Source organism: Vibrio sp. 10N.261.46.A3 (assembly GCF_041472995.1).
Taxonomy (GTDB): Bacteria; Pseudomonadota; Gammaproteobacteria; order Enterobacterales; family Vibrionaceae; genus Vibrio; species Vibrio coralliirubri.
The window spans coordinates 1-16,808 of record NZ_JBFRRH010000007.1 but is presented as its reverse complement, the minus strand read 5'-3'; the positions used below and the strand labels follow the sequence as shown (position 1 = coordinate 16,808).

11 protein-coding genes are annotated in these 16,808 nt (G+C 44.9%); 7 read left to right on the top strand and 4 right to left on the bottom strand.

From position 1 onward, the window contains the following. Positions 1–85: 85 nt before the first annotated feature. Complete coding sequence (locus tag AB4484_RS02525; protein WP_372076265.1) at positions 86–841, bottom strand: MipA/OmpV family protein; 756 nt, start codon at positions 839–841, stop codon at positions 86–88. A gap of 354 nt (positions 842–1,195) precedes the next feature. On the opposite strand from AB4484_RS02525, the gene AB4484_RS02520 reads away from it, so the two are divergent. The 3 genes from AB4484_RS02520 (at position 1,196) to AB4484_RS02510 (ending at position 6,102) form a co-directional block, all read left to right on the top strand. Continuing rightward, positions 1,196–3,130 carry a PrkA family serine protein kinase gene (locus AB4484_RS02520; RefSeq protein WP_029405329.1) on the top strand — a complete coding sequence of 645 codons (1,935 nt, stop codon included), beginning with the start codon at positions 1,196–1,198 and terminating at the stop codon, positions 3,128–3,130. A gap of 126 nt (positions 3,131–3,256) precedes the next feature. Then, a complete protein-coding gene (locus tag AB4484_RS02515; RefSeq protein WP_017062133.1) occupies positions 3,257–4,528 on the top strand; it encodes a YeaH/YhbH family protein in 1,272 nt (423 codons plus the stop codon). Between the two features lie 11 nt (positions 4,529–4,539). Next, entirely contained in the window at positions 4,540–6,102 is a 1,563-nt protein-coding gene (locus AB4484_RS02510) for a SpoVR family protein (RefSeq protein WP_048616224.1), read from the top strand. Positions 6,103–6,300: 198 nt separating this feature from the next. Here the strand turns inward: AB4484_RS02510 and sohB are convergent, their stop codons facing one another. Then, positions 6,301–7,362 carry a protease SohB gene (sohB, locus tag AB4484_RS02505; protein WP_009849001.1) on the bottom strand — a complete coding sequence of 354 codons (1,062 nt, stop codon included), beginning with the start codon at positions 7,360–7,362 and terminating at the stop codon, positions 6,301–6,303. A 143-nt stretch (positions 7,363–7,505) separates the two neighbouring features. On the opposite strand from sohB, the gene AB4484_RS02500 reads away from it, so the two are divergent. The 4 genes from AB4484_RS02500 to AB4484_RS02485 all read left to right on the top strand — a co-directional run bounded on the left by AB4484_RS02500 (position 7,506) and on the right by AB4484_RS02485 (position 13,788). After that, on the top strand, positions 7,506–8,246 hold the full coding sequence (locus AB4484_RS02500; RefSeq protein WP_017629695.1) for a YciK family oxidoreductase: 741 nt from the start codon (positions 7,506–7,508) through the stop codon (positions 8,244–8,246). A 155-nt stretch (positions 8,247–8,401) separates the two neighbouring features. Beyond that, positions 8,402–9,109, top strand: a complete 708-nt coding sequence (imuA, locus tag AB4484_RS02495; RefSeq protein WP_372076263.1) for a translesion DNA synthesis-associated protein ImuA — start codon at positions 8,402–8,404, stop codon at positions 9,107–9,109. 3 nt (positions 9,110–9,112) lie between these two features. Then, complete coding sequence (locus tag AB4484_RS02490) at positions 9,113–10,582, top strand: DNA polymerase Y family protein (RefSeq protein WP_372076261.1); 1,470 nt, start codon at positions 9,113–9,115, stop codon at positions 10,580–10,582. 113 nt (positions 10,583–10,695) lie between these two features. Then, positions 10,696–13,788 carry an error-prone DNA polymerase gene (locus tag AB4484_RS02485; RefSeq protein ID WP_372076259.1) on the top strand — a complete coding sequence of 1,031 codons (3,093 nt, stop codon included), beginning with the start codon at positions 10,696–10,698 and terminating at the stop codon, positions 13,786–13,788. Between the two features lie 332 nt (positions 13,789–14,120). Here AB4484_RS02485 and AB4484_RS02480 read toward each other — a convergent pair whose 3' ends face one another. Further along, positions 14,121–15,062, bottom strand: a complete 942-nt coding sequence (locus AB4484_RS02480) for a chemotaxis protein CheV (protein ID WP_017062139.1) — start codon at positions 15,060–15,062, stop codon at positions 14,121–14,123. A gap of 168 nt (positions 15,063–15,230) precedes the next feature. Further along, on the bottom strand, positions 15,231–16,448 hold the full coding sequence (locus AB4484_RS02475) for an ROK family protein (protein WP_019820875.1): 1,218 nt from the start codon (positions 16,446–16,448) through the stop codon (positions 15,231–15,233). Positions 16,449–16,808 lie beyond the last annotated feature (360 nt).

Here is a 16,808-nt window from a genome sequence, read left to right as displayed (position 1 = left end):
CTGTACTTCGCATAAATAAAAAAGGGTTACTCATCATGAGTAACCCTTTTTTAATGTTCGCACACAAAGAGAAAAACCAAAGCAACTAGAAAACGTAAGCCACACCGACGTTCGCGGCCATGTTGATGCCACTTTCAAGTATTGGGCTATTCTCAATATCGCCTTCAAGGTTGGTATAACGAACGCCACCTGTCACTCGAACGTTCGGCGTAACATGCAGATAGCCACCTAAACCAATAAAGTACTGACCATCCCAGTCTGCGTCGAATTCATCTAAGTTAGTTCTTGCCGCTTCAGCTGAACTCACACCATATAAATGATTGTTCAAACGCTCGCTGTTGTAGGCGTAACCAATAGATGGGGTAATCGCCCAGCCATTACGACGAATAGGTAGACGCCATGCTGCTTCCGCATAAATACCGTTGTGCTTAAAGCCTAAATCCGAACCCGCAGTCGCTTCAAACATACCAACCAGAGTGATCACTTGATAACTGATACCGCCCAATATCGAGGCATCACGTTCATCCAACTTTTGAATATCGACGTTATCGGAATCACCCGGCTTTAATGTTCTTGAATCATAAACCGCTCGAAATACGATGTTTTGTGGTGAGCCTGCTGGTAATAAACGATAACCAGCGCTGAAACCACGCATAAAGAAGTGCTCACCTTCATAACCAATCATAGGGATCACGGCACGGTTTGATGGTGTATCTTTATAGACAGCAGGAGAATAAGAGGCAGCAACACCCAATGACCACTGCGAGATTCTTGCATGTGCTGTTGTTGAAGCCAGTAACGCAGCACTGATAGCCACTATTTTGAACCCATTATTCTTCACTACATCTACCTATTTATTGAGCAATTTTTGATAACGCCGCGCATTATATGGTACTTCATTCCAAAAAATCAATAGAGCCCAGCTATACATCTAATGCACATAAATCCATTGTGAGTATTATTAAGCGACCTAAAATCTCAAAACAAACGGCCAGATCCCCTCGAATGTAAAATAATTTGATTCTACGCGCCTCAAGTTGCCTATTGCGCTCGCCACGTTTTTCACACGCAAAATTGTAAATAAATACATAATTGTTAAGCAAAATTGTGGAAGCGGGTCTAACCTTAAAATGTAGGGAGAGCCTATTTTTCAATCGCTCGTCAGTTTTGACTGGTTAACAAGGGGAATGTGACTATGAGTATTTTTGACCACTATCAATCACGTTATGAAGCAGCCAAGGAAGAAGAGCTGACATTGCAAGAGTTCTTAGGGCTGTGTAAAGACGATAAAAGTGCTTACGCTAATGCTGCCGAGCGCTTATTACTAGCCATTGGCGAACCGGAGGTCATTGACACCGCTCAAGACCCTCATCTGAGTCGTATTTTCTCGAACCGTGTCATCTCACGCTACAGCGAATTTAAAGATTTCTACGGTATGGAAGATGCGATTGAACAGATTGTTTCTTACTTAAAACATGCTGCGCAAGGTTTAGAAGAACGTAAACAAATCCTTTACCTACTTGGCCCTGTGGGCGGTGGTAAATCTTCTCTCGCAGAAAAACTCAAAGCCCTGATGCAGAAACTGCCAATCTATGTATTGTCTGCTGACGGTGAACGAAGCCCAGTAAACGATCACCCATTCTGTCTATTCGATGTTAACGAAGACGGCGACTTATTGAAGAATGAATATGGCATTGAGAAACGCTATCTTCGCTCAATTATGTCTCCGTGGGCAGCAAAACGTCTGCACGATTTTGGCGGTGATATTTCCAAATTCAAAGTCATCAAACTGCGCCCTTCTATTCTCGATCAAGTTGCGATCGCGAAAACAGAGCCTGGTGATGAAAACAACCAAGATATCTCGTCTCTGGTTGGTAAAGTTGATATTCGTAAACTTGAACACTTCTCTCAAGATGATCCTGATGCCTACAGCTACTCTGGTGCGCTATGTAAAGCCAACCAAGGTGTGATGGAATTCGTGGAGATGTTCAAGGCTCCAATCAAAGTATTACACCCTCTACTAACGGCAACGCAAGAAGGTAACTTCAACGGTACCGAAGGGCTTTCAGCACTGCCATTTGACGGTATGATTCTGGCTCACTCTAATGAATCTGAGTGGCAGACCTTCCGTAACAACAAAAACAATGAAGCCTTCCTCGACCGTGTGTACATTGTAAAAGTCCCTTACTGTCTGCGCGTGTCTGAAGAAGTTAAGATCTACCAGAAACTGCTTGAACACAGTGAGCTATCCAAAGCCCCTTGTTCACCAAGCACACTCGATCTGCTGTCGCAATTCAGCATCCTATCGAGACTGAAAGAGCCTGAGAACTCTTCTCTGTTCTCAAAAATGCGTGTTTACGATGGTGAGACTCTAAAAGACACCGATCCAAAAGCGAAGAGCTACCAAGAGTACCGAGATTATGCTGGCGTTGACGAAGGCATGTCTGGGCTATCAACGCGTTTCGCCTTTAAGATCCTGTCTCGTGTCTTTAACTTCGACCAAGCCGAAGTGGCCGCGAACCCAGTGCACCTGTTCTACGTTATTGAGCAGCAAATCGAACGTGAGCAATTCCCCCAAGAGACCGCTGAGAAATATCTAGAGTTCTTGAAAGGATACCTAGTGCCACGCTACGTAGAGTTCATCGGTAAAGAAATTCAAACCGCTTACCTAGAGTCTTACTCTGAGTACGGTCAAAATATCTTCGACCGCTATGTCACCTACGCAGACTTCTGGATTCAAGACCAAGAGTACCGCGATCCAGAAACAGGCCAGCTATTTGACCGTGCTTCTCTGAATGGTGAACTAGAGAAAATCGAGAAAACCGCCGGTATCAGTAACCCTAAAGACTTCCGAAATGAGATTGTGAACTTTGTGCTTCGTGCCAAAGCCAACAATAACGGTCAAAACCCAGTGTGGACTAGCTACGAGAAACTGCGCACTGTAATTGAGAAGAAAATGTTCTCTAACACAGAAGAGCTGCTTCCTGTTATTTCGTTCAATGCTAAGACCTCAACGGATGATCAGAAAAAACATGACGACTTCGTTGCTCGTATGATGGAAAAAGGCTACACCGAGAAACAAGTGAGACTGCTATCTGAGTGGTACCTAAGAGTTCGTAAATCCTCATAACTAAACGGTATTGAGCTGCTCAACTGAGCAGCTCGTATAAAACAATAACTTTTATACCCAATAAACCAATTACTCTTATACCCGAATAAAAAGTAGGATCGCGACATCAGCTGAGAGGGAGTTCTTATGGCACAATTTATCGATCGGAGGCTCAATGGCAAAAATAAGAGTGCTGTGAATAGACAGCGTTTCTTACGACGCCATAAAGAGCAAATCAAAGAATCTGTGGCCGATGCAGTCAACCGACGCTCAATCACCAATACTGAAACGGGTGAAGACGTCACTATTCCCCATAAAGACATCAAAGAGCCGAACTTTCACCAAGGTCAAGGCGGCGTAAGAGAGCGCGTTCACCCAGGTAATGATCAGTTCATCACTGGCGATAAAATCGAACGCCCTAAAGGTGGCGGTCAAGGTGGTGGCTCAGGCCAAGGCGACGCAAGCCCTGATGGCGAAGGCCAAGATGAATTTACCTTCCAAATTTCAAAAGATGAGTATCTTGATATTCTCTTTGAAGATTTAGCTCTACCTAATCTAGAGAAAAATCAGGTCAACAAAATCACCGAATGGAAAACTCACCGCTCTGGTTACCAAAGCGCGGGGATTCCATCCAACATCGCTATCGTTCGTTCACTACAGCAATCTCTGGCTCGTAGAACCGCGATGACAGCAGGTAAAAAGCGCGAGCTTAACCTTCTGATGGAGCAGCTTGACCAAGTTAAAATGACGGAGCCGGCGCAACCTTTTGAAGAGGGTCGCCTCAAAGAAGAGATTGCCGAGTTACGTAAAAAGATTGAAAGCGTGCCGTTCATTGACACCTTCGACTTACGTTTTAAAAACTATGAGAAGCGCCCTATTCCATCTAGCCAAGCCGTGATGTTCTGTCTAATGGATGTGTCCGGCTCAATGGATCAGGCTACAAAAGATATTGCGAAGCGCTTTTATGTCCTTCTGTATCTGTTCTTAAACCGCACCTACGAAAACGTCGATGTTGTGTTTATTCGTCACCATACTCAGGCTAAAGAAGTCGACGAACATGAGTTTTTCTACTCACAAGAAACAGGTGGCACCATTGTTTCGAGTGCATTGAAACTGATGAAGGAAATTGTCGCAGACCGCTACCCTGCGAATGAGTGGAACATCTATGCAGCACAAGCCTCTGATGGCGATAACTGGGCGGATGACTCTCCTCGTTGTAAAGAGTTACTGGTCAATACGCTTCTGCCAACTTGCCAATATTACTCTTACATCGAAATAACGCGCCGCTCTCATCAAACACTTTGGCACGAATACGAAAAACTCGAGAGTAGCTTTGACAACTTCGCCATGAAAAACATTAAAACGGTGGATGATATTTTTCCTGTGTTTAGAGAACTGTTCCAGAAAGAGACAGCGTAAGGGAGTTTGCCATGACAGCGAAATCAAACGTTGCAGAGAAAGACAAACCTGCAAAGAAGAAAAACGACAAGATGCTGCCTGATGGTCCAGATTGGACATTCAACCTCTTGGAGAAATACCACGTAGAAATTAAGCGTGTGGCGCAGCATTACCGTTTAGATACTTACCCAAACCAGATTGAAGTGATTACTTCAGAACAGATGATGGATGCCTACTCAAGCATTGGTATGCCGATCAATTACAATCACTGGTCATTTGGTAAGAAATTCATTCAAACCGAGCAAAACTACAAGCATGGTCAGATGGGCTTGGCGTACGAAATCGTGATCAACTCCGATCCTTGTATCGCTTATCTGATGGAAGAGAACACGGTCACAATGCAGGCGCTGGTAATGGCTCACGCTTGTTACGGCCACAACTCTTTCTTTAAAGGCAACTACCTGTTCCAAACATGGACCGATGCCAGTTCCATCATCGATTACTTGCTGTTCGCTAAGAAGTACATTAGTGGTTGTGAAGAGAAATATGGCGTCGCTGAGGTCGAGCAGCTCCTTGATTCTTGCCATGCACTTATGAATTACGGCGTAGACCGATACAAACGCCCTGAGAAGATTTCCATTGCTGAAGAGACAGCAAGACAGGAAGAACGTGAAGCTTATCTGCAATCTCAAGTGAATGAGCTATGGCGAACCGTTCCTCAGAATAAAAGTAAGGAAGAGGAGACCAAGATCCGCTTCCCTAGCGAGCCTCAAGAGAACATTCTCTACTTTATCGAGAAGAACGCACCACTGCTTGAACCTTGGCAGCGTGAGTGTGTTCGTATTGTTCGCAAGGTGAGCCAATACTTCTACCCTCAAAAACAAACTCAAGTGATGAACGAAGGCTGGGCAACCTTCTGGCATTACACCATTCTTAATCATCTTTACGACGAAGGCTTGGTGAGTGATAAGTTCATCTTAGAATTCCTACACAGCCATACCAGTGTCGTCGCACAACCTGCCTACAACAGCCCTTATTTCAGCGGAATAAACCCTTATGCGCTTGGCTTTGCGATGTTTAGAGACATCCGACGCATCTGTGAAGAGCCAACCGATGAAGACCGAGAATGGTTCCCAGATCTGGCAGGAAGTGACTGGTTAGAAGCAGTGCACTTTGCGATGCACAATTTCAAAGATGAAAGCTTTATCAGCCAATACCTTTCTCCAAAAATCATTCGAGACTTTAAGCTGTTCTCTGTACTCGACGACGACCGTAAAAACACCATCGAGGTGAGTGCCATTCATGATGATCCGGGCTATCGCCTGATTCGTGAGAAGCTTGCGGCGCAATACAACCTGAGTAACCTTGAACCGAATATTCAGGTGTTTAATGTCGATGTACGTGGTGACCGCTCAATGACACTGCAGTATGTGCCTCATGACCGCATCCCGCTTGATAAAGGCTACGACGAAGTGATGAAGCATCTCTATCGCTTGTGGGGCTTTGATGTGATTTTGGAAGAGCTCAAAGATACGGGTCATAGAGAGATTCTGACGACTTGTCCAAAACGTAATGATTATGGAGCCAAGATTTAATATCAATCACAGTAAGTCAGTGCTTGGTATAAAACTCCGCTCCCCCTACAACATAGTGGTCACCCGCTCGGAAGTGGAGCAATAAAAAAGCGCATAAGTCTGATGACTTATGCGCTTTCTTTTTAAGGCTCAAACGTCTGTAAATGAACGTAAGGCACTAAGCCTAGAATTAGATACTAGAGCTAAAACAGAATAAGCTTAAACAATCGGCTTTTGGCCGCGTTCAATCAGCTTCATCAGCACGCTGTCTGCAGATTTACCTGCCACGCCCGCTAGTTTGTCTGAAAGCTTTTTCTTCTGTACGTAGTGAATCGCTAGAACTGTTTTGTCCTTACATGCCGCTACGACTAAATCATCAGAAGTGCTGATCTCATCCACCAGCCCAAGTTCATGTGCTTGTGTACCAAACCAGTGCTCACCCGTTGCTACTTTCTCAAGATCTAACGCAGGACGATGGTCACGAATGAAGTCTTTGAACAGGCCATGTGTCTCTTCTAGCTCTTCTTTAAACTTCTCACGTGCTTTATCGCTGTTCTCACCAAACATAGTTAATGTACGTTTGTACTCACCCGCAGTTAACTGTTCGAACTCAATATCGTGCTTTTTAAGCAGTTTGTTGAAGTTTGGCAGTTGAGCGATAACACCAATAGAACCAACAATAGCAAACGGTGCAGATACAATTTTGTCTGCGATACATGCCATCATGTAACCGCCACTTGCTGCGACTTTGTCTACCGAAATAGTCAGAGGCAAACCTGCTGCTTTGATGCGATCAAGTTGAGAAGACGCCAAACCATAGCCGTGAACCATGCCACCGCCAGACTCAAGTTTAAGCAATACTTCATCACCTTCACGAGCCACAGCCAGAACCGCCGTTACCTCTTCACGTAATGAAGCCACTTCTTTCGCATCAATGCTGCCGTTAAAATCAAGAACGAATAGATGTGGTTCACGCTTGCTATCAAGCTCACCCTCTTTCGCTGCTTTCTTCACCTCTTTACCGCGTGATTTTACTTTCTCTTTTTCCGCTTTCTTTTCTGCTTTATCACGGGCTTTGATGAAAGCATCATCGTGTAGATGGTGCTCTAATTGTTCAATCGTCTGTTTGTGGTGTTCAGATAGGTTCGTGATTTCCAGCTCACCTTTAATCGCGCTTGATTTCCCGCCCACAGATTTAGCAATCACTAAAATTGCGATGATGGCGATTACAACGGTCGCAATCTTGGCTAAAAACAAGCCGTAGTCCAACAAAAATTCCAATGTCATATCCCCTATTGTATGAATTAGTGTATTGTAACCATCTTGTCACGATTACCAAGAATTTCTCATCATTCCTGCGGTTATCTGTGTGATTAAACATCAATGGAATGACGAACATAATAAAAGAAAGAAGGATAAGCACAGTGGATTACCCAATCTCTACAGATGCCCTCAAAGATAAAGTAATTTTGGTTACAGGTGCCGGTGCTGGCATTGGTCGCCAAGCAGCACTAAGCTTCGCTCAACATGGCGCAACTGTCATTCTGTTAGGCCGCAATGTTAAAAACCTTGAATTCATTTACGATGAAATCGAAAGCGCTGGTTACCCACAACCTGCGATTATCCCATTGGATTTAAAAGGTGCGACAAAGCAGAACTACATTGATATGGCTGAAACCATTGAATCACAGTTCGGCCGTTTAGACGGTCTACTTCATAATGCTGGTGTTCTCGGCACTCTGAGTCCGTTTGAGCAGATTGATGAAGAAACCTTTGATGATGTTATGCAGATCAATGTGAAGTCTGAGTTCTTGATGACTCAAGCTCTGCTACCTGCACTTAAAAAAGCAGAAGCAGGTCGCATCGTATTTACTTCTTCAACGGTTGGTCACTCTGGCCGTGCATTCTGGGGCACTTACGCAATTTCTAAGTTTGCTACCGAAGGTATGATGCAAATCCTAGCGGACGAGCTTGAAGACACGAACATCCGTGTTAACGCAATCAATCCGGGCGGCACTCAAACACGCATGCGTGCAAAAGCGTACCCAGGAGAAGATGCGAATAAGCTAAAAACGCCACTCGACATCATCCCGCTGTACCTACACTTAATGAACCCAAGTGTGACAGACATTAATGGCCAATGTATCGATGCTCAACCTAAGTAACTGATATCATTAACCAACAGTAAAAAGTCGCTTCCATAGCGGCTTTTTTTGTATCTAAATCAACCATCTAATATTTAGTTCACCTGATTTTCATCATTTTGCTTTGCATCTTTTTCATTGTTAAATATACTGTATAAATATACAGGTATTTAATTATGCATGAACTAATAAAAAACTTACAAGACCGCCAGCTAATCTGGAAAGGGTTACAATCAACAACGCAAGGAAGTACCACTTCAACAGGCTATCCTCAACTGGATAAACAGCTTGATGGCGGCTTCCCGACGCACGGCGTTATTGAGGTTGAATCACAACAAGGGATCGGCGAGCTTCGTCTCCTTACGCCCTATTTATCTCAACAAAACTCGCAAAAACTGGCCATATTCATTAACCCGCCAGGGAAGATCTGTGCCGAGTTTTTTAACAGCCAAGGCATTGAATTAGAGAACATTCTCGTTATCCAGCCCCAACGCGATCTCGATGCACTGTGGGCGGCTGAGCAGTGCCTCAAAAGCGGTGCTTGTCACTCTGTATTGCTATGGGGAGCCGATCTAGAAATACACCAAACCAAGCGCTTACAAGCAGCCAGTGAAACCGGTAAGTGCCTGCAGTTTCATTTTAAAGCCACCAGCCATAATCAACTATCCCTGCCCGTTTCCTTAAGCATGAAACTCTCTTCTCACGCCCAAGGGTTGAAGGTAGAGGTAACAAAAAGAAAAGGCAGTTGGTCGTATGGCAGCTTTATTCTAGACATGACACACAACTGGCCGTTACTCACAGAGAAAGTCGTTTATGAAGACAATTTAGACCGTACTCTGCCTGGTAACACTGTGCTGGCTTTTCCTATTGCGAAGCAAGGCTAGCGTATGTTGTGGCTTTATCTGCACTTTCCATCACTGCAGTTGGATACCTTGTTTAACTCTAATGAATTGGGTTCGAGCGAAGACTCACGCGAACAACCTATTATCATCGTGGATGAAAAAGATCACCGTGTACTGCAAGCAAACCCAGCTGCGCTGCAATCGGGAATTTCACTTGGTATGGGCTTAGGATCTGCGGCGGCGCTGTGTCACAACTTACACGTCCACCCTTACAGTATTGAACTGGAGAAAAGTAAGCTCAAAGAGATCGCTCAATGGGCGTATCTAGTCACTTCCGACATGGCGTTATTGCCACCTAATGGTTTGCTGATTAAAGCCTCTAACATGCTGTCACTTTACGACGGGTTAGATAACTACTGGCATGAGCTCAAAAGCCACTTAGAAACGCTCAATATCCAGTTCAGCTTCGCTACGGGTTATTCGCCGCTTTCTGCGATCCTTTTGGGTAAGCAAGCGATCAACCAAGCAACAAACAATATTGAGCAGATGAAAACTTGGGTCAATCAACAAGCATTGAATTCCAGTGAGCTACCGACCAAGCAAGTAGAACGCCTGAACCGTGTCGGTATCAATACCGTTGAAGACCTATTAAAGCTGCCTTTACAAGAGGTCGCGCGTCGCTTTGACATCGACTTGGTGAATTATGTCGGTCGCCTTAACGGCCAGTTCAAGCACCCGATTGATTTCTATCATCCACCAGAGAATTTCCAGCAATATTTGGAGCTGTTGTTTGATATTGAAAACATCCTGTTCATCGAAAAGCCGTTACTGAAATTACTGAATCAACTCGAGTGTTTTTTAAAGCTACGCGACCGAGTGGCTTTCGAGTTAACGCTGACTTTACACCTAAGAGATAAAGACGATCACCCTGTCTCTTTTTATTCGGCACAAGGCGATTACCTTGCTGAAAAATGGGCCAACCTTACTCATCTCACTTTAGAGTCACTCAAGCTCACAGCACCGGTTCAGGGGCTAACCCTCAGCTTGATTCGTCATGGGGAACCCCAAATGGCCTACCATGATCTTTTTGATGGTAATACCGGAACACTTGCCGCGTTAGATTTGCTATCACTACTGCAAGCAAAGCTTGGGCAAGCCTGCATTCAAACACCGAAAATACAGCACGATCCAAGGCCAGAAAAGGCCAATCAGTATTCGCTCCCAACACTGAGTAAGTCTGTGACAAAAAGGCAAACACCCCCAGGGAGCGAGCAACAAACCATAGCTCTCAGCGTCGTTCAACAGCGGCTCAGGCCCAGTATTTTACTGCCAGAGCCCGAAGCCTTAACCGAAAGCGTCACCTTATCTCAAGGCCCTGAGCGCATTGTTTCTGGCTGGTGGGATGGAGAGAAGATCATTCGTGACTACTTTATTGCTCACAGTGAAAACGGTCGGTGGCTCTGGATATTTAGAACGCCAGATAAACAGTGGTTTTTGCACGGCTTATTTAGCTAGTCGGTAAGAACGTAAGTCAGCAAGGAACTTCGTTAGGTCGTCCGTTCTACTTATTCAATTTCAGCGTCCCTTTTCAATCATGTTCACTCGCAATGGTTAAGTGAGATTACGTTATGTCTCAGCAATACTCAGAGCTCTTCTGCCAAAGTAATTACTCCTTTCTTGAGGGGGCCTCACACGCAGAGGAGCTTGTTTTACAGGCCGACTTCTTACGTTACAAAGCACTCGCGGTTACTGATGAGTGCTCAGTCGCGGGCATCGTTAAGGTTCACTCTGCGATCAAGCAACATAAACTATCACTCAAGCAAATTGTCGGGAGCATGTTTTGGCTAAATGAAGAGTGCCAAGTGGTCTTGATATGCCCAAACAGACAAGCCTACGCCGAGCTGTGCCGTATAATTACCAACGCGAGACGTCGTAGCAGCAAAGGACATTATCAGCTCTCTGAGTGGGATATCATGTCGGCTAAGCACTGCTTCATTCTTTGGCTTCCTCAACAGAAAAATGAAGACGCACATTGGGGGCAATGGCTTTCTCAACACCATTCTGGTCGATTGTGGATTGGCTTACAACGACACCTAAAACAAACCGACCAGCAGTACACGGATTACTGTGTTGAGCTATCACAACATCACCATCTTCCTATTACTGCCTGTGGTGGCGTGCTGATGCACAACGCTAATCGCTTACCCTTGCAGCATTCACTCACTGCGATCAAGTACCAACGTCCCATTACTGAAGTGGGCAGTCACTTACTCGCTAATGCCGAGCGCTGTTTACGAAGTATCAATAAGCTCTCTCATATCTTCAAAGCGGAGTGGCTAGAAGAGAGCAACCGCATCGCTGAGTTGTGTGAATTTGATTTAGATAGCTTGCGATACGAATATCCCAGTGAACTGATTCCTCAAGGTGAGACGCCCATGAGTTATCTGCGCATGTTGGTCGAAAAAGGAAAACAGACTCGCTTCCCACAAGGTGTACCTAGTGACATCCAACAGATCATAGAGAAAGAATTGGGGTTAATTGGCGAGCTTGACTACCCTTTCTTTTTTCTCACCATTCATGACATCGTGATGTTTGCCAAAAGCCAAGGCATTCTTTACCAAGGTCGAGGTTCAGCGGCCAATTCCGTGGTCTGTTACTGCTTAGAAATCACCTCTGTCGACCCAAGGCAAATCTCGGTGCTATTTGAACGTTTCATCAGTAAAGAGCGCGATGAGCCGCCTGATATTGATGTCGATTTTGAACATGAACGCCGTGAAGAAGTCATCCAATACATCTACCAAAAATACGGTAGAGAACGGGCTGCACTTGCCGCAACGGTCATCTCTTATCGCTTCAAAAGTGCGGTAAGAGATGTGGGGAAAGCATTAGGGCTACAAGAAACTCAGCTCGACTACTTCATTAAGAACACCAATCGCAGGGACAAAAGCCTAGGTTGGCAGGCTCAGTTAACTCAATTGGGGCTACAACCTGATTCTTTGAAGGGGCAGCAGTTTATCCATTTGGTTAATGAGATCATCGGCTTTCCACGTCACCTATCTCAACACGTTGGTGGCTTTGTCATATCTTCAGGCCCTTTGTATGAACTGGTTCCCGTCGAAAATGCAGCAATGCACGATCGAACCATTATTCAATGGGATAAGGATGATCTAGAAACCTTAGGCTTGCTGAAAGTTGATGTGCTCGCGCTTGGTATGCTCTCTGCGATTCGTAAATGTTTCGACCTGATCAAACGTATTCACGGGCGATCACTGACCATTGCAGAGATCACTCGCCTTAAGGACGATCCTCAGGTTTACGGCATGATTCAACGAGCAGACACGGTCGGGATATTCCAAATTGAGTCTCGCGCGCAAATGAGCATGCTGCCAAGGCTTAAACCGAAGACTTATTACGACTTGGTGATTCAAATCGCTATCGTACGTCCAGGTCCTATTCTGGGCGATATGGTGCATCCGTTTCTCAAGCGTCGAGATGGCATTGAGCCAATCAGTTATCCATCTAAAGACGTGGAGTCAGTACTGTCGCGCACCTTGGGTGTACCGATATTCCAAGAGCAAGTGATCAAACTCGCGATGGTAGCGGCAGGGTTCACAGGTGGTGAAGCAGATCAACTCAGACGTGCGATGGCCGCTTGGAAGAAAAATGGCAACGTCTTTAAGTTTAAAAACAAACTCATCGAAGGAATGCAAAAGCGCGGCTATGAGACAGAGTTTGCTGAGCAGATCTTTAAACAGATATGCGGCTTTGGCGAGTACGGTTTTCCTGAAAGCCACTCCGCTTCGTTTGCGGTGTTAGCGTATTGCTCAGCTTGGTTGAAGTGCTACTACCCAGAATGCTTCTACGCTTCTTTACTGAACAGCCAACCCATGGGCTTTTACAGCCCTTCACAGTTGGTACAAGACGCACAACGACACAATGTGGCGATTCTTCCGGTATGTGTGAACGCTTCTCAGAACAACCACACGGTAGTCTCTCATCAGAATGGTCTAGCGATTCGATTAGGGCTGCGACAAATCAAAGGATTCAGCGAGCATGGGATTCAAAGCGTGCTCGCCAATCGCCCACAATCCGGTTATCGCCACCCTAGTCAGGTGAAACAGTTATCGATGAATAAGAAAGACATCGAGCTACTTGCATCGGCCAATGCGCTACATAACGTTTCTGGAGACCGCTTCCAGACTCGCTGGGCGATCATGGACTCAGCTTCTGATTTACCTCTGTTTAGCCAAGCCTATGACGATGCTGAGGCAGGACATGACGAACATACACTGCACAAACCCAATGAGATGCAAGATCTACTCGAAGACTTCACCAGTGTCGGGATTTCATTAAACAAACACCCCATCACTTTGCTCGAAGAAGCGGGGCGATTAGGTCGATTCACACACATGAAAGATTTAATACAACAAAGACACAAATCTATGGTCACCGTTGTCGGATTAGTCACAGGCAAACAATCTCCCGGAACCGCGGCAGGTGTCACCTTTGTCACGCTGGAAGATAGCACTGGCAATATTAATGTCGTGGTATGGGGAGCAACCGCACGCGCTCAACAGCAAGCTTATCTCACAGCCAAGGCGTTAAAAGTACAAGGGATATTAGAAAAAGAAGGTGAAGTCGTGCATGTTATCGCGGGAAAACTTATCGATATTACCGATGAAATTGTTGGCTTGAAAACCAAATCTCGGGATTTTCATTAACTAAGTACCAACTTTGCTCAATCGGTCATTGGCTAAAGAAACGAAAGAAAGAGAAACGAAAAAGGGAAGCATCCGCTTCCCTTCAATTCCATTGTTGAGTTATGACTCAACTTCAGCTTCCGTACGTCTTTTCTTAAATTCCCTATACAGTAATAAGCTCAAAGTCATGACGACTTTAGACGTTAACCATATCATTAAGAGGAACTACCTTAGATTGTGTGTGAAAAGTTACGCTAGTAGTTGAGCATATTTCGTTAAGAAAAATATGCTGCGTGAATATTAGCAAACGTTTTCTATAAGGTCACTCAAAACAAACCGTACAGCAGCATTAATTATAAAATCTGACGCATTCGCTCTTGAGTCACTTCAACTAAGAGGTCTGGCTGGAACTTAGAAATAAAGCGGTTACACCCTACTTTCTCAACCATAGCTTCATTAAAACTTCCACTTAATGAAGTGTTTAGCGTGATGAATAGGTCATGCATCCTTGGGTCAGTACGCACTTCATGTGTCAGTTTATAGCCGTCCATTTCAGGCATTTCAGCATCGGTGATCATCAACAATATTTCTTGATTGATGTCTTTGCCTTCATCACACCAGCCCTTAAGTAAGGTCAGTGCTTCTAAGCCATCACAACACTCAATAATGTTCAAACCAAGCTGCGACAAGGTGCCTTTGATTTGGTTACGCGCTGTTGAAGAGTCATCAACGATAAGCACGTTACGTCCAATCATCTCCTGAGCTAATTGTTCATCCAAGACGCCTTCAGAGATCGAAACATCGTAATCAATGATCTCAGCCAACACTTTCTCAACATCGATGATCTCGACGATCTTGTGCTGCTCTTCTTCTTGAATATGCGTGATAGCGGTTAGGTAGTTTGCGCGGCCTGTTGTCTTTGGCGGCGGTTGGATTTCTGTCCATGTCGTGTTCACGATATTACGAACTTGCCCAACCAAGAAACCTTGTACGGTTCGGTTGTATTCCGTAATGATCAAGTTACTTTCTTGAGATTCCGCACGAGATGGCGGAAAGCCAATGGCACTGCGCAAATCGATAACAGGCACCGATTCACCACGTAAAGACGCAACACCCGTAATATGATGATGAGAGCCCGGTAAGCGAGTGAGTACTGGCACTTTGAGGACTTCTTTCACTTTAAATACGTTAATCGCAAATAGTTGACGACTATTTAAGCTGAATAACAAGAGCTCCAGACGGTTTTCACCGACCAGTTTGGTTCTCTGATCAACCGAATTTAAAACGCCAGACATACAACACCTTAGTGACAAATAATAACTGTGGCTACAATAGCCTACTTCAATAGGTTAAAGCAAAGCGCCAATGCACAGAATGCTTAAACTAAGTACAACAAATGATGTTATACAAAGCTTAAGTACATGGAAAGGTTCAGGGTAAGGCTACAAGACGAGAAAAAGGGGTTAACCTTCAATAACTTTCATTAACAGTTGGCCATCGTATAAGGCCTGCTTGATGAGCGCAGCACCTGGCATGGTTGCCTGCTTATAAAAACGAGATTCCACCAGCTCTAAGTCTTTATGGTAAACCGATAGACTCTGCTCTTCGATGCACTTTTGAATCGCTGGGTATAACACGCTCTTCGCCTGATTGATAACACCACCCACCAAGATTTTCTCTGGGTTGAACAGGTTAATCACAATCGCAATCGCAGAGCCTAGATAACGGCCTAACTGTTCAATCACTTCGACAGCCAGCGGATCCCCATTAGCAGCGGCAGCACAGATCTGTTCAATAGTGACGTCTTCAAACACCGTTAGCGTTGATTCTTCACCATTTGCCAGTCGCTCTTTGACTTGCTCACGGATTGCCTGAGAACTCGCCACCGTTTCTAAACAACCTCGATTTCCGCAGTGACAAAGCTTGCCTTCCTTATCGATCTGGATATGCCCCAACTCACCGATGTTACCGTGACGCCCTTGCAGAACGCGACCATCAAGAATGATCCCGGCACCTAAACCGTGGTGAATCGAGATAAGAACAGAGTTGTCGTTGTCTTGTGAATTACCAAACAGCTTCTCTGCTAAGGCCCACGCTCGGGTATCATTGGCAATAAAAACTGGCAGACCGGTTTCTTTGTAGATCTCCGGCCCCAACGCTAAGTTTTCAACGTTGTAGTGCGGCATCTGCAACACAATACCTTGCTCTGAATTCACCAGACCTGGCAGTGTGATAGCGATACTCGTCACCCTGTCGAGTTGCTCGGCATAGGTTTGGAAGAACTCATCGATTTCATGGAGAAGACGCGCAAGCACATCGTCTTGATCACGTTCATGGATATCAATCTTGGTATCGATAAGCACGTCGCCGCCCAATTCATGGAGCGCGATCGTCAAGTATCCGCGACCAAGACGCATCGACAGAAACTGCCAACCTTCGTTATTGGTTTGCAGACCGACAGCAGGACGCCCACGAGTCGTGGCTTCTTGAACCGTCGTTTCGTGAATAAGGTGAGCTTCAATGAGTTCACGGGTAATTTTAGTAATACTCGCCGGAGCCAACTCACTTTGCTTGGACAGATCGATACGAGAAATAGGACCTTTAAGGTCAATTAGTTTATATACACGACCAGCATTGACCTGTTTGATATGATCAATATGGCCCGGTTGAGCCATGTACATTTTACGCTCCAGAAATCATCAACGAGGTAATTTTTTTACTTTGCGAAGTAATTGTGAAGTCACTTGGTATATCGCCGTGACCAGTATCACGTATATACATGAATCTTTGTGTATCGAGTCAAATAGTTCGAGGAAAATTAACACCCACATCGATAATTTGCGACTTAATTTTCAGAATAAAACATCGCATTTGAGCCCTGAATTCAATAATTAAAGGCAAATCAAGAAATATCCTCCTAGCTCCCAATAAATTATCAATTAATGCATATACTTAATTAAGGCGCGTTGACCTTTCGTGGTTAAATTTTGTTCGAGATAAAAGCGTTTTAATCGCGGCGATGGAGAAGTAGCCTAGTCATT

Bases quoted from the DNA above. Each gene is read 5' to 3' on its own strand.
- AB4484_RS02475 (WP_019820875.1), bottom strand. From the start codon at position 16,448: ATGTACATGGCTCAACCGGGCCATATTGATCATATCAAACAGGTCAAT.
- imuA (WP_372076263.1), top strand. From the start codon at position 8,402: ATGCATGAACTAATAAAAAACTTACAAGACCGCCAGCTAATCTGGAAA.
- AB4484_RS02515 (WP_017062133.1), top strand. From the start codon at position 3,257: ATGGCACAATTTATCGATCGGAGGCTCAATGGCAAAAATAAGAGTGCT.
- AB4484_RS02490 (WP_372076261.1), top strand. From the start codon at position 9,113: ATGTTGTGGCTTTATCTGCACTTTCCATCACTGCAGTTGGATACCTTG.
- AB4484_RS02480 (WP_017062139.1), bottom strand. From the start codon at position 15,062: ATGTCTGGCGTTTTAAATTCGGTTGATCAGAGAACCAAACTGGTCGGT.
- AB4484_RS02485 (WP_372076259.1), top strand. From the start codon at position 10,696: ATGTCTCAGCAATACTCAGAGCTCTTCTGCCAAAGTAATTACTCCTTT.
- AB4484_RS02520 (WP_029405329.1), top strand. From the start codon at position 1,196: ATGAGTATTTTTGACCACTATCAATCACGTTATGAAGCAGCCAAGGAA.
- AB4484_RS02510 (WP_048616224.1), top strand. From the start codon at position 4,540: ATGACAGCGAAATCAAACGTTGCAGAGAAAGACAAACCTGCAAAGAAG.